Annotated in this window: 19 protein-coding genes and 1 tRNA gene; 12 read left to right on the plus strand and 8 right to left on the minus strand. The window is 56.0% G+C overall.

Going from position 1 to position 18,510, the window contains the following annotated elements; genetic code table 11:
• Nucleotides 1-16: 16 nt before the first annotated feature.
• The 5 genes from ispE (at nt 17) to BUA44_RS11405 (ending at nt 3,410) form a co-directional block, all read left to right on the plus strand.
• Nucleotides 17-895, plus strand: a complete 879-nt coding sequence (ispE, locus tag BUA44_RS11385) for a 4-(cytidine 5'-diphospho)-2-C-methyl-D-erythritol kinase (RefSeq protein ID WP_072812099.1) — start codon at nt 17-19, stop codon at nt 893-895.
• Nucleotides 896-1,011: 116 nt separating this feature from the next.
• Nucleotides 1,012-1,083, plus strand: a tRNA-Gln gene (locus BUA44_RS11390).
• 38 nt (nt 1,084-1,121) lie between these two features.
• Nucleotides 1,122-1,766 (plus strand): 50S ribosomal protein L25, encoded by a 645-nt coding sequence (locus tag BUA44_RS11395; RefSeq protein WP_072812102.1) that lies wholly within the window; start codon nt 1,122-1,124, stop codon nt 1,764-1,766.
• Between the two features lie 65 nt (nt 1,767-1,831).
• Nucleotides 1,832-2,251: a type I restriction enzyme HsdR N-terminal domain-containing protein gene (locus tag BUA44_RS11400; RefSeq protein WP_072812104.1), complete on the plus strand. Its 420-nt coding sequence runs from the start codon at nt 1,832-1,834 to the stop codon at nt 2,249-2,251.
• A 136-nt stretch (nt 2,252-2,387) separates the two neighbouring features.
• The gene (locus BUA44_RS11405) at nt 2,388-3,410 is read left to right on the plus strand and encodes a fibrobacter succinogenes major paralogous domain-containing protein (protein WP_143151969.1); all 1,023 of its coding nucleotides are present in this window, start codon (nt 2,388-2,390) and stop codon (nt 3,408-3,410) included.
• 77 nt (nt 3,411-3,487) lie between these two features.
• Here BUA44_RS11405 and serS read toward each other — a convergent pair whose 3' ends face one another.
• From serS to BUA44_RS11430, 5 genes are all read right to left on the minus strand, one after another.
• Nucleotides 3,488-4,774, minus strand: a complete 1,287-nt coding sequence (gene serS, locus BUA44_RS11410; RefSeq protein ID WP_072812109.1) for a serine--tRNA ligase — start codon at nt 4,772-4,774, stop codon at nt 3,488-3,490.
• 75 nt (nt 4,775-4,849) lie between these two features.
• Nucleotides 4,850-6,601, minus strand: coding sequence for an ABC transporter ATP-binding protein (locus BUA44_RS11415; protein WP_072812111.1), 1,752 nt, complete (start codon nt 6,599-6,601; stop codon nt 4,850-4,852).
• Nucleotides 6,598-6,867 carry a PqqD family protein gene (locus BUA44_RS11420; RefSeq protein WP_072812113.1) on the minus strand — a complete coding sequence of 90 codons (270 nt, stop codon included), beginning with the start codon at nt 6,865-6,867 and terminating at the stop codon, nt 6,598-6,600. The genes BUA44_RS11415 and BUA44_RS11420 overlap by 4 nt, the downstream gene beginning before the upstream one ends.
• Nucleotides 6,864-7,313, minus strand: coding sequence for a S24/S26 family peptidase (locus tag BUA44_RS11425; RefSeq protein ID WP_072812115.1), 450 nt, complete (start codon nt 7,311-7,313; stop codon nt 6,864-6,866). Before BUA44_RS11425 ends, BUA44_RS11420 begins: the two co-directional genes overlap by 4 nt.
• Entirely contained in the window at nt 7,310-8,170 is an 861-nt protein-coding gene (locus tag BUA44_RS11430; RefSeq protein ID WP_218587603.1) for a hypothetical protein, read from the minus strand. The genes BUA44_RS11425 and BUA44_RS11430 overlap by 4 nt, the downstream gene beginning before the upstream one ends.
• Before the next feature lie 67 nt (nt 8,171-8,237).
• Here BUA44_RS11430 and BUA44_RS11435 point away from each other — a divergent pair, with 67 nt between their 5' ends.
• Nucleotides 8,238-8,759, plus strand: coding sequence for an LptE family protein (locus BUA44_RS11435; RefSeq protein ID WP_072812120.1), 522 nt, complete (start codon nt 8,238-8,240; stop codon nt 8,757-8,759).
• Nucleotides 8,760-9,008: 249 nt separating this feature from the next.
• On the opposite strand, the gene BUA44_RS11440 is transcribed toward BUA44_RS11435, so the two are convergent.
• Together BUA44_RS11440 and BUA44_RS16090 are read right to left on the minus strand one after the other, a co-directional pair.
• Entirely contained in the window at nt 9,009-9,494 is a 486-nt protein-coding gene (locus BUA44_RS11440; protein ID WP_072812122.1) for an NUDIX hydrolase, read from the minus strand.
• On the minus strand, nt 9,491-11,614 hold the full coding sequence (locus BUA44_RS16090) for a thrombospondin type 3 repeat-containing protein (RefSeq protein ID WP_072812123.1): 2,124 nt from the start codon (nt 11,612-11,614) through the stop codon (nt 9,491-9,493). Before BUA44_RS16090 ends, BUA44_RS11440 begins: the two co-directional genes overlap by 4 nt.
• Nucleotides 11,615-11,686: 72 nt before the next feature.
• Between BUA44_RS16090 and BUA44_RS15730 the strand changes: the two genes are divergently transcribed.
• From BUA44_RS15730 to BUA44_RS11450, 3 genes are all read left to right on the plus strand, one after another.
• On the plus strand, nt 11,687-11,845 hold the full coding sequence (locus BUA44_RS15730; protein ID WP_175547222.1) for a hypothetical protein: 159 nt from the start codon (nt 11,687-11,689) through the stop codon (nt 11,843-11,845).
• A 13-nt stretch (nt 11,846-11,858) separates the two neighbouring features.
• Complete coding sequence (locus BUA44_RS15400) at nt 11,859-12,059, plus strand: hypothetical protein (RefSeq protein ID WP_139258684.1); 201 nt, start codon at nt 11,859-11,861, stop codon at nt 12,057-12,059.
• A 119-nt stretch (nt 12,060-12,178) separates the two neighbouring features.
• Complete coding sequence (locus tag BUA44_RS11450; protein WP_255370543.1) at nt 12,179-14,353, plus strand: LysM peptidoglycan-binding domain-containing protein; 2,175 nt, start codon at nt 12,179-12,181, stop codon at nt 14,351-14,353.
• Nucleotides 14,354-14,388: 35 nt separating this feature from the next.
• On the opposite strand, the gene BUA44_RS11455 is transcribed toward BUA44_RS11450, so the two are convergent.
• Nucleotides 14,389-15,168, minus strand: a complete 780-nt coding sequence (locus BUA44_RS11455) for a hypothetical protein (RefSeq protein ID WP_072812126.1) — start codon at nt 15,166-15,168, stop codon at nt 14,389-14,391.
• A 112-nt stretch (nt 15,169-15,280) separates the two neighbouring features.
• On the opposite strand from BUA44_RS11455, the gene BUA44_RS11460 reads away from it, so the two are divergent.
• From BUA44_RS11460 to BUA44_RS11470, 3 genes are all read left to right on the plus strand, one after another.
• On the plus strand, nt 15,281-16,054 hold the full coding sequence (locus tag BUA44_RS11460; RefSeq protein ID WP_072812128.1) for an ankyrin repeat domain-containing protein: 774 nt from the start codon (nt 15,281-15,283) through the stop codon (nt 16,052-16,054).
• A gap of 90 nt (nt 16,055-16,144) precedes the next feature.
• Nucleotides 16,145-16,936 (plus strand): DUF3450 family protein, encoded by a 792-nt coding sequence (locus tag BUA44_RS11465; protein WP_072812201.1) that lies wholly within the window; start codon nt 16,145-16,147, stop codon nt 16,934-16,936.
• Nucleotides 16,933-18,510, plus strand: coding sequence for a MotA/TolQ/ExbB proton channel family protein (locus tag BUA44_RS11470; RefSeq protein WP_255370544.1), 1,578 nt, complete (start codon nt 16,933-16,935; stop codon nt 18,508-18,510). The genes BUA44_RS11465 and BUA44_RS11470 overlap by 4 nt, the downstream gene beginning before the upstream one ends.

The following is an 18,510-nucleotide window of genomic DNA, read 5'->3' on the forward strand; positions in this document are numbered from 1 at the left end:
CTATTGACCAATGACTATGAAAGAATTTGCTCCCGCTAAAATCAATCTTTTTCTCGATGTCATCCGCAAGCGTGAGGACGGCTATCACGACCTGGGAACGGTTTTCCAGACGGTAGATGTCGGCGATACGCTTGAATTCAGCGCCCGCGACGACGGAGAAATCCACCTGGAGTACAGCAACCCGCAGGAATACCCCGTGGAATCGGACCTCGTGTACAAGGCGGCGGTCGCACTGCGTTCGCATGTGGGCAACAACGACCTGGGTGCGGATATCTTTTTGGACAAGATAATGCCGCTCGGTGCAGGCCTTGGCGGTGGTTCCGCCGATGCAGCAGCGGCGCTCCGCGCGCTGAACCGCCTCTGGGAGTTGCGCTTGCCGCCTGCGGAACTGGAACGCATCGGGGCAAAGCTCGGGGCCGACGTTCCCTTCCTGGTCAGAGGCGGCACGGCTTTCGCCGAGGGCATCGGCGAACGTTTGTCGTTTATCTCCCCGTTAGACCTGCCTGCGGGCGAGGTGTTGCTTATCGCGACCCCGCACGACAGCGTCCCCACCAAGGATGCCTATGCGGGTGTCCCCAAGTCCGGGCCTGACCGCTGGGAAGGCTACAAGCTCGCATGGGAAACGGCTTCCGATGCGGAACGTTCTTTCGGCGGGCCGCTGCTCGATTCAGGTGCGTTCTTCAATGCGTTCGAGGTTTCCGTATTCCCGAAGCACCCGCTGGTGGGTGCGATGAAGGACAAGTTCTTGGACCTCGGGGCGAGGGTCGCCCTCATGAGCGGCTCCGGCGCATCGGTCTTCGGAATATTTGCCGACAGGACCACCGCCGAAACCGCCGCCGAAACCCTCAAGGCATACTCCCGCTACATCGCCCTCACCAAATTCTGGCACACGTAGTGGGCTCGCGGGGGCCCCTCCCGCAGCAGTTCTTACCCCTAAAAAAGAATTATATACCCTAAAAAAGCCTATTCCCTTTAAAAATTTCGCGAAATTTTTTATATTTGCGCCACCATTGGGGTATCGTCAAGTGGTAAGACAACGGATTTTGATTCCGTTATTCGTTGGTTCGAATCCAGCTACCCCAATGAACTTTTTAACATTCAAACTCAAATTGGAGTAAAAAATGGAACTCACAAAACTCGCAGCAACCTCGAGAGTGCTAGGCAAGAGCCGCGACAACGCCCGCCTTCGTAAGGCTGGCCAGATTCCGGCCGTCTATTATGGTAAGGGTCAGGAGTCTGTGAATATCAGCGTCAGCGCTATTGATGTTCGCAAGGTTCTCGCCCCGGGCAAGCGTTACACCCTTCTCGACCTCGAGATCGACGGCAAGGCCGGCAATCCCGCAGTCATCTACAACTACCAGAAGGATGCCATCACGCAGGCGATTACCCACATCGACTTCATCAAGATCAGCGACGACTCCAAGATCAAGGTCCGCGTTCCGGTGAAGCTCACCGGTCTTCCGGTCGGTGTCAAGACTCAGGGTGGCGTGTTCTCTCAGGAATCCCGCTACCTCATGCTCTCCGCCAAGCCGGGTTGCATCCCGACCGTTCTCGAAATGGATATCTCCGAATTCGAGACGAACGTTACGTTCTACGCCAAGTCCTTCAAGCTCCCGGAAGGCTGCGAACTCGCCAGCCTCCCGCGCACCGTGATCTTCACGATTACGTCCAAGTCCAAGAAGAAGGACGATGCCGCTGATGCCGCTGCCGCAGCTCCTGCTGCCGCCGCTGCTGCCGCTCCGGCCGCTGCTGAAGAAAAGAAGTAATTCTTGCTTCACAGACAGGAACTTTGGGAGAGCGCTTGCGCTCTCCCTTATTTATATTTATAGCCATGCAAGAAACGCTCTATGACCCGATACGCAAGAAGGATGTACCCGCGACTCCCGAAGAACACGTGCGGCAGGCAACTATACGCTTCTTGCTCGATGTGGTCAAGGTTCCCGAGCACGCCATCACTGTCGAGTTCCCGCTAGGGCTTGTAGACCCTAAATCCGACGAGCGAGCCGATATCGTGGTCAGCAATTTCCGCGAGGGTGCGTCCATCGACAGGCCGTGGCTCATGGTGGAATGCAAGGCTCCGGGCGAATACACCTGGCCCGAGCTGCAGGTGCAGTTGAACCGCTACCTGAAGATTCTTACGCCGAAATACGTGATGCTTGCGCTGGGCGACGCTACACGTTATTTTGTTCTAGACCCCGTGGGCAAGACTTTTAAAAGCGTGAATTCTTTACCCGAATATTCCAATTCCTAGTCAAAAAAGCACCCCGATTTGCGCTTTTTTTTTACTTTTTAAGTGTGCGCTACGTCACGAAAATTGGTATATTTTTCGTGTGCAGGAAATAAAAAGAATAGTTTTGTTAGGATCGCTCCTCGCCATTGCCGGGGGTATGGTTTCCTGTGAGCAAAACGAGCCTGCAAAGCAGTCTGTAGCGCAATCGCAAACGGCTGCTACCGAAAACAAGACAGAAAAAAAGCTTGTTAAGCGGGAGATTCCTTCTCCGGTTCCGCTCGTATATCGCGACGAATCTGCGTTCCATCCTGCACTGGCAGATACCGCTGCTGCAAGTCAGGATAGTTTGGTTGTTCCGGAGTCTTCGGAAACGGTCGCGACTTCCTCGTCCATCGAATCTTCTTCGAGCGAGAAGGTCGTGGTGAAAAATTCCCCGCTTGTCGAATCGTCCTCGTCGTCTGCTCCGCCTGCGCCGGTGTTTTGCGAGAACGCTCCCGAAGAAATGCTTTGCGACAAGCGTGATGGACATCTCTACAGGCTGGTGCACATCGGGAACCAAATATGGATGGGCCAGAACCTGAACTACGCCACGCACGGCAGTTACTGCTACGAAGACAAGCACGAGAACTGCAAGGTGTTCGGAAGGCTCTACACCTGGACTTCCGCGATGGCGCTCGACAAGTCTTACGCGACGGCGTCTGCAGCAGGCGTGATAGAAAAGGAACACAGGGGAGCATGCCCGGAAGGTTTCCACATGCCTAAGGATGCCGACTTCAACACGCTTGTCTCTTACATGAAGAACAACAACCGCTTCCCCAATGAAAGGAGCGGAACAGCACTGAAGATGGCGTTCTCCTGGAAGTACAGCGAGGAATGGCCTGCAGGCACGGACCGCTTCGGCTTTGGCGCGATGGCATCCGGTTTCCGCAATGCGCAGGGCGTGTTCAGGGAACTCGGGCACGACGCCGACTTCTGGGTTGCAGAAGAAAGCAACAATCCTTCGCACGCGCCGTACTGGAACCTCTATTACGATAACGACGAGTTCCTGGGCGACTACAGCAAGAAGAAAACGTACGCCTACTCGGTGCGCTGCCTCAAGAACAAGGCTGCTGACGACAAGCCGCATACAGAACCGAACCCGGAAGCAGAAAAAGCCCCGGAAGATTCCACGGCAGAATAGTTAAGAGTAAAAAAGAACCCCGCTTCATGAGAGGCGGGGAAATTTTATTGCGGGAAGGCTTGCCCTCCCAAGTCTCATTACTTCTTCGGCTCGATCTTCTCGAGACCACCCATATACGGCCTCAGCACTTCAGGAATCAAGAGCGAGCCGTCCTTCTGCTGGTAGTTGTCGCAGATGCCGACCATCACGCGCGGAGTGGCGAGGCCGGAACCGTTCAGCGTGTGCACGAAGGTGTTCTTGCCGTTAATCTTCGTCTTGATGTTGGCGCGGCGTGCCTGGTAGTCTTCGAAGTTACTGCAGGAGCTGACTTCGAGCCACTTCTTTTCCACCGGGGCGTAGACTTCCAGGTCGTAGCACTTGGCGGCACCGAAACCGAGGTCACCCTTGCAGAGGGCCAGACGGTGGTAGGGGAGGCCGAGCTTTTCCAGGAGCTTTTCACCGAAGCGGGTGAGTTCCTCGTGGTCCTCGTAGCTGTGTTCCGGATGGGCAAAGTAGACCATTTCCACCTTGTTGAACTGGTGCAGGCGCAACAGACCGCGGGTGTCCTTGCCGTAGCTGCCAGCTTCACGGCGGAAGCAGGCGGAGTAGGCGCAGATGCGCTTCGGGAGTTCAGATTCCGGAATCACTTCGCCGGCGTAAAGGTTGGTCAGAGGCACTTCTGCTGTGGGGATGAGGAACAGGTCGTCGTCCTTGTCGCAGCGGTACATGTCTTCTTCGAACTTCGGGAGCTGGCCCGTGCCGCGCATGGTGTTGCGGGTCACGAGGTACGGAGGCGTGAATTCTTCGAAGCCGTTCTTCATGTGTTCGTCGAGGAAGAACTGGATGAGGGCGCGTTCCAGGCGGGAACCGAGACCGCGGTAGACCGGGAAGCCGCTACCGGAAATCTTTGCGCCGCGTTCGAAGTCGAAAATGCCGAGGCGTTCGCCGAGGGTCTTGTGGTCCACGCGGGCAAAGTCATCGTTCTTGGTGTAGTAGTCAAACGGAATCGGGCCGTCCTTCTCGACCACGTTGTCCGAGCTGTCCTTGCCTTCCGGGGAACGCGGGGCGATGTTCGGCACGTGCATGAGCATTTCGGTCTGCTTGTAGTCCAAATCCTTGAGCTTCTTGTCAAGTTCGTCAATCTTGTCGCCGAGTGCGCGCATGGCGGCCACGGCCTCGTCGGCGTTCTCGCCCTTCTTCTTGAGGTCGCCAATCTTCTTGGATTCGGCGTTGCGTTCGCTCTTGAGGCGTTCCACTTCGGTGAGGAGCGGGCGGCGTTCGTTGTCGATGGCGAGCACGTCCTTCAGGCTCACTGTGGTGTACTTCTTTTCGGTTTCAGCAATGTAGTATTCCGGATTTTCGCGGATTTTCTTGATGTCAAGCATTTTATGCCTCGGATGATAAAAATTTTACGGGGGTAAATTTAGCAACTTTTGCGTAAGGCGAGAGTCGCGGCTGTATCAAACCCGTACAATCTCGTCGCACAGCTCGCAGATGGCGGTGCGGTGAGTGATGAAGATCATCGTCTTTTCGGGGGAGGCGGCAAAGAGGCGCGTGTACAGCTCGCGTTCGGTTTCTTCGTCGAGCGACGCGCTGATTTCGTCGAGCAAGAGGATGCTGCCCGGGCGAAGTAACCCGCGGGCAATCGCGATACGCTGTGCCTGGCCCTCGCTGAGGCCCGCGCCCCGCTCGCCGATTTCGGTATCGAGCCCGCAGGGGAAATCTAGCACGAAGTCTGCACAGGCGGTATGCAAAGCCGCCCTGAGTTCCTCGTCGCTTGCGCTAGGCTTTGCAAGGAGCAGGTTGTACCGGATGGAACCGCTCATGAGCGTATTGCCTTGGGGGACATATACGAAATTCGCCCGCGTCGCCTTGCCTGCGGGGAACTCGTTGTTGCCTGCAGGGGCCGCTGTAGGCTTGTCGCCCGAGTTAGACTGCGCCGCATATACCGAGACGTGCCCGCCGGTAGGTTCGATAAACCCGAGCATGAGCCTGAAGAGGGTCGTCTTCCCGGCGCCGGTTTCGCCCAGGAGGGCTGTCTTTGTACCCGGTTTAAAATCGTGCGTAAAGTGCGATACTATTTCGCGGTCACCCTTCGCGTACTTGAACGTGGCATCCTCGAACCGCACCCCGGCCGCGCCGTTTAATACCGCGCCGTTTAATACCGCGCCGTTTAACAGAGAACCGTTTGATACAGCACCGTTTGATTCCTCGCCGTTCGCCGCAGGCGCGTCGCTTACCGCAAGCGCGTTGCCAGCAACATCGTCGCCTGTACGGATTTCCTCGAGCCTGTCGATACTTGCGGTGGAGTGCACGACCTGCGGGGTCATGTTGAGTAGCGTGAGAATCGGCTGCTGGATTTGCCCCACCAGCTGCAGGAACGATGTCATGACGCCGAACGTGATTACGCCGTTCCTGAGCCCGATACCGCCCCACACGAATGCCATCAGGTAGCCGATGCCGAAGGCGCACCCGAGCATGAACCGCGTGACGGTCGAGAACTTTGTCCTGCGCTGCACGCCACTCTCGAGTTCGCTCTGCATGGTGCCGAGGCGCTCCGTCATCCACTGTTCGCTCCCGAGAGAGCGCAGTACCGCATTGTGTTCCACGCCTTCCTGCACATGCATCTGGATATTGCTTTCCTTCTCGCGGATATCGTGCGTCATGTTCTTGAGGCGGTGGGCGATAAACTTGCCGATGATAATCGCGAACGGCGTGAATATCACGAGCGCCCAGGCGAGTCGCGCATCGAAGAACCGCATCAGCAGGAACGCGCCTAGCAACTGCAGGCCCGTAACGACCATCTGCGGGAGCGTGTCGGCAATGACCGTCGCTACGGAATCGATGTCCTTCGTGAGGCGCGAGGTTATGTCGCCGGAATGGAAGTCGTGCTCGCTAAAGAGGTGCTTCGAGAAATACCTGCCGAAGAGGTCTAGCCGGAGCGCGTTAGACTTGCGCGTGACGGTGACCGTCGTCATGTAGTAGTAGACCTGGCGGAGCAGGATTCGCCCCACGACGGTAAGCACGAGGAATGCAATCATCCATGCGATTTCGCGCGATGTTCCCGTGCGTATGGTCTCGTCGATAAACTTCTTGGAGAGCCATACCATCAAAAGCCCGAGCACCACCTGGACCGAACCGATCCCGATGCGTACCAGGGCGTTTAGCCGTGTACCGCGCGTGTTGCGCCATAGCCAGGCCGCGTATTTCATTCTACGACGCCGACCTTCTTCCATTCTTCGACGATGGCGGCGACATCCGTCTTGGCCTGTTCCGCGCTCACGTCGTATTCTTCGCAAAGGGCCTCGACAAGAGAATCGACGCTGAATTCGCCCGCGGCGTCTGCCTTTTTCCAAAGGAATACTGCCGTCTCGTTGAGGCACAGGAGCCGCCCGAAATCGAGAGCGCCGATACCTTCGCCCATAATCACCTGTTCGCCGCACACGTCGCGCAGCACGAATCCGCTTTTCAGTTTCATAATGCTTTTACCTTTTCTAAAACTCTATAGCACAATAGTAGCCATTTCCGCGCGGGCCTGAGCTTGCACCAGAGCGATGCGCGTCGCCTCGATTGCCTTGAAACGAGCGAGCGGCGTTTACCCTTGCTGTTCACGGCATAAGTGGCCTGCGCCTTGATATCCGTAACCTTGCAATGTTCAACCCCGTAGAGGTTTCCGTCGCCCATGAGAATCACGCTTTCGCCGTCGATTTTCAATATGCGGTGTATGACGTAGCGGTTGCCTTCGACAAACGCAAGCACGATATCGCCGACCTGCGGGGCAATCGCCTTTTCCAGGACGACGCTTTCACGGCCACCCACGATAAACGGGAGCATGCTCCTGCCGTTCACGGGGAAGGTGACCGGGATTCCTTCCGCTACAAGCCGGATAGCTTCCGCGAGAATTTCGTCGTCCGAAACGTTCATGCTTCCTGTACCCTTATGGCGTTGTAGCTGGTATTGGCCGCATCCGCGTCGGGAAGGCATTCCAGGTACCAGGTAGGCACCCTCATCGCAAGTGCATTTTCGGTTTCGTGAAGCCCGTCGGCGATTTGCTTGTCCCAGCGCTTGCCGGAGATGCTCGGCACGAGGGCTGCATAAGCCTCTATCCCGCGTAACCGCTCAATCTTGTTGTAGGGAGCCTGGATCAAGAGCACGATGCCCCCGAGGGCGCAAGAATCGTTCTTATAGCAGGGCGTCTTGCCGCTCCAGGGCGAACCGAACACGCGGATTTCGTTATCGAAGACGCGCACCACCGGGTTGTCGTCGTTCAGGAGTTCCGTACCCTCGATGTTCTCGAGCCAGAGCCGCGCGTGCGTGCTCTTTCCCGTGCCGCTCTTGCCGAGGAACATGTACCCGTAGCCTTCATGCTTTATTACGGCCGAATGGAATAGAGCCGTCTTGTGGCGGGCCGTCGCAAGAGCGTAGAAAACCATCAGCGAGTTGTTTATCGAAAATTTCTGGGCGAATTCGGTGAGGTAGAGCGTTCCCCGCCGGTATTCTCCTTCGCAAACAAGCGTCCCGCAAATCCTGTTCTGCAGCCTGAATTCAAATACGGCGTCGTTGCCCTGCGTGTGCCCGCAGATAATCTGCTGGCCTTCCTCGTCCTGCCTGGTCTCTTCGGTAAATGCGGGGGAGTCGCCCTTCTCGATTTTCAGGGAAAACAGCGCGGATTCGTCGCCTGCATAGGCGAACGGCGCGTAGTTGTCGAGCAGCGGGGCAATTTCGAGCCCGGATTCCAGAGTGAAAACGTGCCCTGCGACCTTGTATGAATAACATGCCATTTTCAGTGAAGCCTTTTCTTTTTAATATAAAAATGTTTTTGCCTGCAAAATATGCTACATTTGCAATATGTTCTTGTTCAACGGAAAGGTCTTTACCCGGTTGCTTGCATGTGTTAGCCTGTGCCTGCTTACGCTTGCATTTTCGGGCTGCTATAGCTTTACGGCAAGTACGCTCCCGAGCCACATCAAGACGGTGCAGATTCACGATGTCGAAGACAAGGCCCTCGACCCGGTGCTTGCAAACGACCTCCACACGGCAGTCGTCGACATGTTCAAGAAGAACGCCGGCGGTATACGTCTCGTGAACGAGGACGCAAATGCCGATTTCGAGATTACGCTCCTGAGTTACGCGAACAAGCCCGAGAACTACAACAGCAACAGCGATGTGGAAACCTACCGCGTTACTATCCGCGTGAGCGTGAAGTTCTACGACAACGTGAAGGAACGCATTATCTACGAGAACAAGTCGCTCTCTGCCGACGGCGTGTACGATATCCAGAAGAACGAATCCGAAGAAAGGCACGGCCAGGCCCGCGCCATCGAGAAGCTGCAGGACCTGATTATCGCGAACGCCCTCGCGAAGTGGTAGTGCTCGCTTCTTATAAATACAAAAGCAAATACTCGCACGAAGTGATTGTGTGAGCGTGTGGGAACTCCTTCCCGCAGTTTAATATCAGAATTGATTTTCGTAGAATCCCGAAGGGACTAACATAAACTATTTCCGTCCGGAACAAATATCGTAGTCTTTGCGTAGAGGGGCACTTTGCAAAGCGAACACTGGAACGAAGTGATTGTGTGAGCGTGCGAAGTGCCCCTTGAAGCAAACATTATAAACTGGTTAAATAAAATCCTTGACGAATACGGGTTTCTCGTTCAACAGGGCCTCGGTAAGTGTCGATCCCGCATACGTCAATTTTAACGAGAAGAACGGCTCGCCCCGTTCCAGCAGGGCGAGGAATATGAGGTCGCCGTCCCAGTGGGGGAGGCGAATCACGTCTTCCTTGGGCACCCACTCGAGAGTCCCCTCGTCGCATTCCTTGATTGTACCCGCAAATTCGGTTGCGGTGAACAGGTGCATGAATTCCGTTTCCTGCATGCCGTCGCTGATGAATGTCACTATACCGCGGTAGCGCGGGTGCACAAGCGTGAGGCCTGTCTCTTCCATGACCTCGCGTCGGATGCAGTCCTCGGGCGATTCCTTTTCCTCGAACTTGCCGCCGATTCCAATCCACTTGTCCTTGTTGATATCGTTCTTCTTCTTGATGCGGTGGAGCAGCAGGTACTTGCCGTCTTGCTCAATATAGCAGAGGGTCGTGTTTATCATTTCTTTTCTTCTTCGGCGTACATTATGGGGATGAGCCGCACGCCGCTCCTGTTCCAGTTCTTGAATTCTTCGCCTTGCGGGAGTTTCGTGCCGAACCCTTGCGCATGGATGCGCTTCTTGTCGATTCCCTTCTCGATGAGGTAATCGGCAATCGCCTGCGCCTGCAGGTTCGAGACCTCTTCTCCCGCGGGGGTGCTGCACTGTATTTCGAGGTCGAACACGAACTTGCGCATCAGGTAGATAACATCGTTCAGTGCGGTGTAGCTCGAGTTCAGCAGTGTTTCGGAATTGTTCTTGAACTTCACGAGCGCGGCGATGGAGTTCAGGTTGTTCTTTGAGTTCAGCGGGCATCCGTCACGCCCGACAATCACGTTCGGGAACGTTCCCGGGCATTTGTCCATGTAGTCGTACACCTCATCGTTGTCCGAGTCAATCGGGCATCCGACAGAATCCACGGGAGCGTGTGCGGGCGAGTTCGGGCACTTGTCGAGCGCGTCGGGCACGCCGTCCTCGTCGTGGTCGCGCGGGCATCCGTTCTCGTCTACCGGGAATCCTCTAGGGGTGTCGAGGCACTTGTCCCTGCTGTCAGCGACGCCGTCGCGGTCGTTGTCGGCGGGGCAGCCGTCCTCGTCCACAGTTTCGCCCTCGACGCTGTTCGGGCACATGTCGATATCGTTGGGAACGCCGTCATGGTCAAAATCGAGCGGGCATCCACGAAGGTCGACTGAGTATCCGCGCGGGGTATGCGGGCACTCGTCGCGGTCGTTCAATACGCCATCGTGGTCATCGTCAAGCGGGCAGCCGTCCTCGTCCACCTTGTCCCTCGAAAGCGAGTTCGGGCACTTGTCATGGTTGTCGTCCACGCCGTCGCCATCGCTATCGCGCATACATCCTGTGCTATCGACAGCCGTACCCTTGGGCGTCGCCTGGCACTGGTCCAGATAGTCCGGTACGCCGTCACCATCATTATCTACGGGGCATCCGAAATAGTCTACGGTTACGCCGCGCGGGGTCTCGGGGCAGTTGTCGAATATGTTGAGCACGCCATCCTGGTCGTTATCCACGGGGCAACCCCTGCTGTTGACCGCGACCCCCAGTTCGGTGTTCGGGCACAGGTCATGGCGGTCAATCACACCGTCATTGTCGGCATCCTTGCGGCTAAAGTCAAGCGTCTTGGTGACGGCGAGGACCATCGCGAACTCGGGCGTACCGCGAATGTTGTACTTGAGCGTCTTGTCTTCGTACCGCCGGTTTACCTCTATGCTGTTGTCGAGGTTCGCCTTGCGCACGAAATCGAAACCAACGTCCATGCCGAGCATCAGGTTGAGCATATCGGGCAAATGAATCTTCACCGCGGGCGTCACGCGGAACACGTCGTTCATGAGTTCCTTGACGGGATTGTCGCGGAACAGCGATGTTTCTGCAGTCATCTCGAGCACGCCCGAAACCATCTTCTTCGGGAATATCTCGAACCCGGAACCCCAGACCACGGTGTAGTTCTTTGCATTCAGCACGTGGAAGTAGCCCGCATAGCTGTTCCAGTAGACGTAGTCGAAGATGTTTACCGAAACGATTCCTTCTATGAACAAGCCCCACTTGCCTGTCGTGTAGGCGTACGAATTGCGGTTGTCGTATATGAACCACTGGTGCCTGGGCCGAAACCCGATGGATTTAGCGCCCGTGGGGAGCGTGAGGGCGCTTACGAACGCGAGATTGACCGGAACGCCCGGAATGGGGTAAGAATACTTGATTCCCGCATACAGGTCGCCTGCGCCGAAACCGTCAAGTTCCGTACCGTCGATGGTGCCCTCGTAGTAGAGGGGGAGCATGAGCGAGAGTTCCAGGTTGTCAGTCGCACCGAACCCGAGCGTAAGCGAGCCGCCCGAGGAGGGCGTGTTCTTGTCGAGCGGGGTAATGTCGGAGCCGTCGTCGATTGTGTAGCCGTTCATGGCGAGCGCATGCCCGTCGCTTATAGCCTCGTAACTGCCTGAAATAAAGAAATAACCCTGGCTCAAGGTGTTCGCGGTAGGCACGCGGACGCCCTCCATATCCTGCCCGATGCCAATTTGGGCGTACAGGATTTGGGCTATAAACAGCAGTGAGAGCAGGATTTTCTTCATAATCCTCAAAAAATTTAACTTTTTTTTGATTTTTCTTGTTGCTTTTTCAAGTTTATGTATATATTTGCCTCCGTGAGTCTCGCGTCCAGACAAAAACAGAATCTTCCCGCGTGGCATAGGAAGGCACAGAAGGCTTATCGCGTGAACCGCGTGATAATCATTCTCCAGATGGTTGCCGCCCTTGTGATGTGCGGGGTTATCCTGTATGGCATGGCGCGCGTGTTAAACTGAAACAAGAGGTATTATGTTACAGTTCGCCTATCATTGTGGTCGCCGCCCTAAAGGTGATGGTTTTGATGCCCCGATGCCCTTCTCCAACGAAGAAGAAGAGGAAGAAATCGAGGAAGAGGAAGAAGTCGACGAGGAAGTGGACTTCGACCAGCCTTCCTTCAAGCGCGACCAGATCTGGTCCGATTACGCCGAAGACCTGGACTACGACCAGTGATCCGCTGGTGCAGGCCCGTTGGCTATCTTTTAGCCGTATTCGCTACATCCGTCCTGTTAGCCTGTGCTCCAAACCAGGCCGATAGCGGTTTGGCCGACGTGCAGGTGCAAGAAGCGCCTGTGAGCGATACGTTGTCTTTTGCCGAATGGTCGCTCCGGTTCAAGGTTTCCGATTCGCTTGCCATGCGCCCCTCGTGGGAAAACTACCAGTACGCATTGCAGGCGATGGACAACCAGGAATGGAACCAGGCTCGCCGTTACCTGAACCGCTCTCTCCGCAATCTTGTTACTGAACATTTCGATTCTACCTACGCGAACGTGAGCCCTAAGGAGGATTCCCTCTACAGGCTCAAGATGTCCGTGCTATTGGTGCGTGCGCTCGACGAAGTTTACCCCAACGAGGTGACGCGTGCCGACGAAGGCCCGCTCGATGGCATATTCCAGGACGAAAGTGTCCTTGCCGACAGTGCCTCCCTCACGAGCCTCGAGTACCAGCTCGATTCCCTCGACGTGAACGAGTTTACGCTCCCCATCAAGTTCAACGAGCGCGTGCTGCAGGAGGTATTCTACCTCACCTCGAAGGCAAAGAGCTTTACCGAAGGGTCGCTTAGCCGCAAGACCGCCTACGATTCGCTTGTCTACGCGAAGCTCGCCGAGCACAACATGCCCCGCGACCTCATATTCCTTTCCCTCGTGGAATCCGGCTTCAAGGTGAAGGCCTACAGCCGCGCGAAGGCTTCGGGTCTGTGGCAGTTTATCCCCGAGACGGGCAAGCGCTACGGCCTGAGCGTCGACTACTGGGTGGACATGCGCCGCAACCCGGAACTTGCTACCGAGGCCGCGCTCAACTATCTCTCTTACCTGTACAATGAATTTGGGGACTGGCTTTTGGCCATGGCTGCCTACAACTGCGGTGAAGGCCGTATCCGTCGCGAAATCCGCGAATGGAAGGCAGACTCCACGCACGATACCACGCAGGCCGTGACCTACTGGGATTTGGAACTCCCGAAGGAGACGATGCACTACGTTCCGCGTATCCTCGCGGCGATGGTCATCGGTCATTACCCGGAACAGTACGATATCAACGTGAAGCAGACGTTCCGCCCGCAGTTCGATACCGTGACGGTGTTCGACTCCTTCTCGCTCGAAGAAGTGGCGAAACTCCTGAAGGTCCCCGAAGATACGCTCCGCACGCTCAACATGGAACTCGTGATGTGGTGTACACCGCCCAACGTGGATTCTTACCTGCTGCGCCTGCCGTTCGGCACCCGCGCTACGTTTGTCGAGGGCTATGACCGCATGCAGAAGAACTCGTTCTCCAGCTGGCACAACCACAGGGTCAAGAAGGGCGAGAACCTGGGGGCGATTGCCAAGCAGTACGGCATTACCGTCACGGAACTCAAGCTCGCGAACAACCTCAAGAACGACCGCGTGCGCCAGGGCAAGACTCTCCTGATTCCTATCAAGGTGAGCCCGAAGAAGTCATCGGGCAAAAAGCCCATGAAGGTACGCACCTACGTGGTGGAACTGAGCGACAACCTCGCGTCTATCGCCCGCCAGTTCGGCGTCTCGCAGGAATCCCTGCGTATATGGAACCAGATGGAACCGAGCGCGGTTGTAAAGCCAGGCGATACGATTTTCGTGTCTAAGCCCGAGCTCAAGCCCGCAGACGAAGTGAAGAAGATTACCCTCAAGAAGGGGGAACACTACGTGGTGGGGGCGGGTGATACCTACGCGAACATTGCCGAGGCGCTCTCCATACCGACGCGCCTTTTGATGGAAGCGAACAGCGGGTTTATCCGCAGGCTTACCATCGGAGATTCACTCGTAATTCCGGCCTACACGCCGCCCAAGAAGCCCGCAAAGCCCGAACCGAAGGCCGATAGCAAGAAGGCTAACGAGAAGGCGGAAAAGGCGAAGAAGACATCCGAGAAGGTCGCTCCCACGAAGGGCAATACCTACGTGGTGGAATCGGGCGACAACCTCTACTACATCTCGAAGAAGTTCTCCTGCACGGTCGATGACCTGATGGCTTGGAACGGGCTAACCAACTCGAATATCCATCCGGGCGATACGCTCGTGGTTCGTGGCGCGAAGGGGGCTGCAAAACCTGCCTCGAAGGAGAATTCCGGCGCACAGGCCGAAAAATTCATCACCTACACGGTGAAGCAGGGCGATTCCTTGTTCGACATAGCCAAGAGCTACAAGACGACCAAGGAAGACATAATGAAGTGGAACGGGCTCAAGGACACAAAGATCAAGCCCGGCGATAAACTCAAGATTAAAAAGCCTTAAATTTGCGTGGGCGCCTAAACGGCGCCTTAAATTATTTAGAACAAATCTATTGTCGCGCTTACGTAAGGCTGGAGGAAGGCGTCGAAGTCAAGCATGAACTCCTCGTTTTCCTTCTTGTCCGAAATGGGCTGCTCGTAGTAGGTGTGGAAGTATTCGTGCGTATTGCGGATGCCGCCGGCGAGCGTGAAGGCATGGAACGCGACGCGCAGGCCCGCACCGTAGGTGTAGCCCCAAATAGCGGGAGCGAGGTACTTGGAATCGTTCTGGAAGAACGTCTTGCCGGTAATGCCGCCCACGAAACCGTAGAGCTTGCACATGAACTGGTAGTTGTAGCTGCTGTACAGCGGAACGCCGAAATCCACGCCAATCTGCGCGAGCGCGATGTGAATCTTGTGATGGCCCTCGATATCATCCTTCTCGACGGGCACGTTCCAGCCGTCATATTCGATTTCCATCGCTTCCTGTACCGCGTAGGCTTCCTTGAGGTTCCTGTCCTTGTAAGAAACACCCAGGAACTGGTAGGCGAGAATGGCATAGATGCCGACGTAGTTGTTGAAGGGGAGGATACCCGTACCGCCGAAGGTGAACGTGTTGTTGACCTCGATATTGTACTTGCGGCCGTAAACCGTGTAGTCCCAGTTCACGTTGTCCATCTTGATGTTCGTGAATTCGATGTAGGGGCCGATAGCGAAGCGTTCCTCGTATTCGTTGATGTCGCTCTTGTTGTCGGCGGCCATGGAATTGTCGATAAAGACGGTGTCGGCGTTGCAAATCGCGGCTGCGCCGAGTGCTAAGGCAAAGAAAAATTTACTCATGAGTGGAAATTTAAAAAAATTTGGAAAAAAATTTTTTTTTGTGAATAAATTGGCTAAAAAAAGTGTAATTTTAGAGGTATAAGAACAAAAACACCTTTTTTGGAGTAAAAAAATGAAGAAAACCCTTCTTGGACTCTGCGGTCTCGGTCTTGCATTTTCCCTTGTCGCCTGCGGTGACGACGTAAACTTTAAGGATCCGGCCTCCGTGCAGGCCTTCCTCGCCAAAGCCGACCCCCAGGGCGTCCGCAAGGCTCTCGAAAACAACCACATCGCTTTCAATGCAAACAACTTCATCAATTACGCATTCAACAGCGATACGCTCATGATGACCGTGTTCCTGAAGGCCTCCTTCGAAATCGACGCCATTGCCGACAACGGTAACAACGCCGTGGCCATTGCCGCAAACAAGGGCAACATGATGGTGCTGAACTACCTCTTCAACAACGGCGCAAAGGCGAACGTCAAGAACAGCAACGGTGAAGCCGTGCTCGACAACGCCGTGATGATGGGCAACGCCGATGTGGTGAAGCTTCTCATTGACCAGCTCAAGAAGGAAGGCGCAGACCCGGCAAGCCTCGGCACTGCAGTGCTTATCGCCGCCAAGACCGGCAAGGTAGACATGCTCCAGGTGCTCGCCGATGCAGGCGCTCCGCTCGAGAACCGTGGCCCGGATGGCTACCTCCCGATTCACTGGACCGTGAAGAACGGCAACTACGACGCCATGATGTTCCTCATCGACAAGAAAGTGGACGTGAACGCCAAGTGCGACCAGGGCTACTCCGTGCTCGACTGGGCCACGAACGAAGGCTACACCCGCCTGATCAAGGCCCTGAAGAAGGCCGGCGCAAAGAACACCGCTCAGTACTTCAAGGATTCCAAGAAGTAATCTGTGACACGGTTCCTAATCCGTTTTCTCATCCCCGCCATTATGCGGGGATCTTTGTTTTTTAGGGGCACATTTTTGTATTTTTCGCTTATGAATTTTAGATTCTCGAAACTACTCGTATGTATCGGGCTTGTCGCCGTAATGGCTGGCGCCCAAGAAACGGTGGAAAGCGTACGCCGCCAGATAAAGGCGGTCGAGGCAGAAACCGCCCGCGAAAAGAACATGCACGACGCCGAAAAGAAGCGCCATGCGGAATTTGTCGAAGTCGGGCGCAAGAAGGTGCAGGCGCTCTCGAGCCAGAACAAGACGCTCAAGGCCGAAATCGATTCCCTGAAGGCGGAACTCGGGCACATTGCCGAGGTACGCCAGAAGACGATGGGTACCATCCGCTGGTACGAAAGCCGCAAGGCGAAGTACAACGAATCCTTCGCGAAGGTTATCGATTCCCTGGTACCCGTTTTCGAGTCGGACTTCCCCTACAGGAACGAGGAAACGGTAAAGAGTGTCAGGGAAATTGCCGAACAGCTCCACAAGGGTGTTATCGAGGCGGACGACGCATTGAACCGCACGCTTGAGGTGTTTTACGACCGCATCCGCCTGGGCTACACGACCGAGGTCTACAAGGGCTTTTTGCAGGTGGATGCCCGCAGCGTACCGGGAACGTACCTGCGTTACGGTGCCGTTGCCTCCGTATTCGTGAGCAACGACGGCAACGACGTGCTTTGGCTTTCGAGGACTCCCGATGGCGGTTACGCCTGGAAGAACGTGTCCGACGACCTCGCGATGCGTACCGTACTGAAGGACGTGATGAAGGTCGCCGAAGGGAAGACCGCTCCGAGGCTCGTGACCATACCAGTCGCCTTCCCGAAGGAGGGTGAATGATGAAATTCGGAATTCGGAATTCGGAATTAGGAATTGGCCTCAATCGTCATCCTGAGCGAAGCGCGAAGCGCGGAGTCGAAGGATCCAGTGCACGTTTCTTCATACCTCTTGTTGTAGCAGCATTCGCAATTCTCGCTCCTGCAGCCAATGCCCAGCAGCCTTCCGACATCGACGCGGTGAAAAAGCGCGCAGAACTCAACAGCGCGAAGGCCGACCTGGAAGAAGCCCGCAAAAAGCGCGACATGGCAGTTGCCGCCCGCTGGAAGGACCGCGAGACGGCAAACCAGGAACGCGAGATGTTCAACGACAAGTACCAGGAAAGCAAGGAGAAGGTCGATGCCCTGATGTCGGAACGTGCCCGCCTGTTCGAGGACGTGCGCGTGGCCCGCGAGGACTTGGCCCAGGTGAAGCTTCAGGCCGAAAAGGCTCGTGCCGAATTCCTGTCCTTGGCTGCCGGTCCGGAACGCCTTGAGACGCTCGCGAAGTTCCAGGAACAGGGCGTGCCTTTCAAGATGGCGGAACGCGTGGAAGTGCAGAACAAGGTGAAGAAAGAGATGGGCCTCTACAAGGACGACCCGCTCCGCATTGCGAAGGGCGTGCTCGACGCGGCCCGCGCCGAGATGGCCTTTACCCGCGAGACAAGCGTTGAGAAGGCAGAACTCGTGTTTGGCTCTGCCGTCGCGCAGGGCGACCGCATGCGCCTCGGCGGGCTGTATGCCGTGCAGATGGCGAACGTCGCCGACATTCACGGCCTGCACGCGGCGGCAATGATGCTCCCCGTTGCGGGCGAAAAGAAGCGCGCCTACAGTTGGCAAGAAAACCTCGCTCCCGAAGCGAAGAAGAATATCGCGACCGTGTTTGCGAACGTGAACGATTCCGCGTTCGTGATGGTGCCGGTCGACGTGCTCCTGAGTACGGAACTTTCGTCTGAACTCGCGAACCACCAGGAAACCACCTGGAAGGACAAGCTCAGGCAGTTCTTCAAGGACGGCGGCATTATCATGTACCCGATTGTTGCGCTGTTTGCCATCGGCCTGCTCATCGCCCTCTGGCGCTTTGTATGGCTCGTGGTGAGGGGCTTCGGCGGTATCGCGAACAGGCGCGTGCTGAAGGCACTCAAGGCGGGCGACATCGATACGGCACGTTCGCTTGCGGCAAAGACGCACGGCGAAGTGGGGAAGGTGCTGCGTACCGTGCTTTCCAAGAACTACGCCGGCCGCGAAGGTGCCGAGAAGGCGCTCGAGGAACTCTTCTCCGCCGATGTCCCGAAACTGGAATCCGGACTCACTTGGATTTCCGTGATTGCGGCGACCGCCCCGCTGCTCGGGCTCCTGGGTACCGTGATGGGCATGATTGAACTCTTCGACGTGATTACGATGCACGGTACATCCGACCCGAAGCTTTTGGCGGGGGGCATTTCCATCGCCCTCGTGACCACGGAAGCGGGCCTGATTGTGGCGATTCCCTTGCAACTGATTCACACCTTCCTCGTGAACCGCGCCGACGCCGTTCGCAGCCGTATGGAAAGTGCCGGGCTCGCCGTGCTGAATGCGCTCTGGATCAAGGAAAAGTAA

This window comes from Fibrobacter sp. UWR3, assembly GCF_900143055.1.
Classification (GTDB): Bacteria; Fibrobacterota; Fibrobacteria; order Fibrobacterales; family Fibrobacteraceae; genus Fibrobacter.

Coding starts and splice junctions, on each gene's coding strand:
- ispE (WP_072812099.1), top strand. CDS start 17: ATGAAAGAATTTGCTCCCGCTAAAATCAATCTTTTTCTCGATGTCATC.
- BUA44_RS11395 (WP_072812102.1), top strand. CDS start 1,122: ATGGAACTCACAAAACTCGCAGCAACCTCGAGAGTGCTAGGCAAGAGC.
- BUA44_RS11400 (WP_072812104.1), top strand. CDS start 1,832: ATGCAAGAAACGCTCTATGACCCGATACGCAAGAAGGATGTACCCGCG.
- BUA44_RS11405 (WP_143151969.1), top strand. CDS start 2,388: ATGGTTTCCTGTGAGCAAAACGAGCCTGCAAAGCAGTCTGTAGCGCAA.
- serS (WP_072812109.1), bottom strand. CDS start 4,774: ATGCTTGACATCAAGAAAATCCGCGAAAATCCGGAATACTACATTGCT.
- BUA44_RS11415 (WP_072812111.1), bottom strand. CDS start 6,601: ATGAAATACGCGGCCTGGCTATGGCGCAACACGCGCGGTACACGGCTA.
- BUA44_RS11420 (WP_072812113.1), bottom strand. CDS start 6,867: ATGAAACTGAAAAGCGGATTCGTGCTGCGCGACGTGTGCGGCGAACAG.
- BUA44_RS11425 (WP_072812115.1), bottom strand. CDS start 7,313: ATGAACGTTTCGGACGACGAAATTCTCGCGGAAGCTATCCGGCTTGTA.
- BUA44_RS11430 (WP_218587603.1), bottom strand. CDS start 8,170: ATGGCATGTTATTCATACAAGGTCGCAGGGCACGTTTTCACTCTGGAA.
- BUA44_RS11435 (WP_072812120.1), top strand. CDS start 8,238: ATGTTCTTGTTCAACGGAAAGGTCTTTACCCGGTTGCTTGCATGTGTT.
- BUA44_RS11440 (WP_072812122.1), bottom strand. CDS start 9,494: ATGATAAACACGACCCTCTGCTATATTGAGCAAGACGGCAAGTACCTG.
- BUA44_RS16090 (WP_072812123.1), bottom strand. CDS start 11,614: ATGAAGAAAATCCTGCTCTCACTGCTGTTTATAGCCCAAATCCTGTAC.
- BUA44_RS15400 (WP_139258684.1), top strand. CDS start 11,859: ATGTTACAGTTCGCCTATCATTGTGGTCGCCGCCCTAAAGGTGATGGT.
- BUA44_RS11455 (WP_072812126.1), bottom strand. CDS start 15,168: ATGAGTAAATTTTTCTTTGCCTTAGCACTCGGCGCAGCCGCGATTTGC.
- BUA44_RS11460 (WP_072812128.1), top strand. CDS start 15,281: ATGAAGAAAACCCTTCTTGGACTCTGCGGTCTCGGTCTTGCATTTTCC.
- BUA44_RS11465 (WP_072812201.1), top strand. CDS start 16,145: ATGAATTTTAGATTCTCGAAACTACTCGTATGTATCGGGCTTGTCGCC.
- BUA44_RS11470 (WP_255370544.1), top strand. CDS start 16,933: ATGATGAAATTCGGAATTCGGAATTCGGAATTAGGAATTGGCCTCAAT.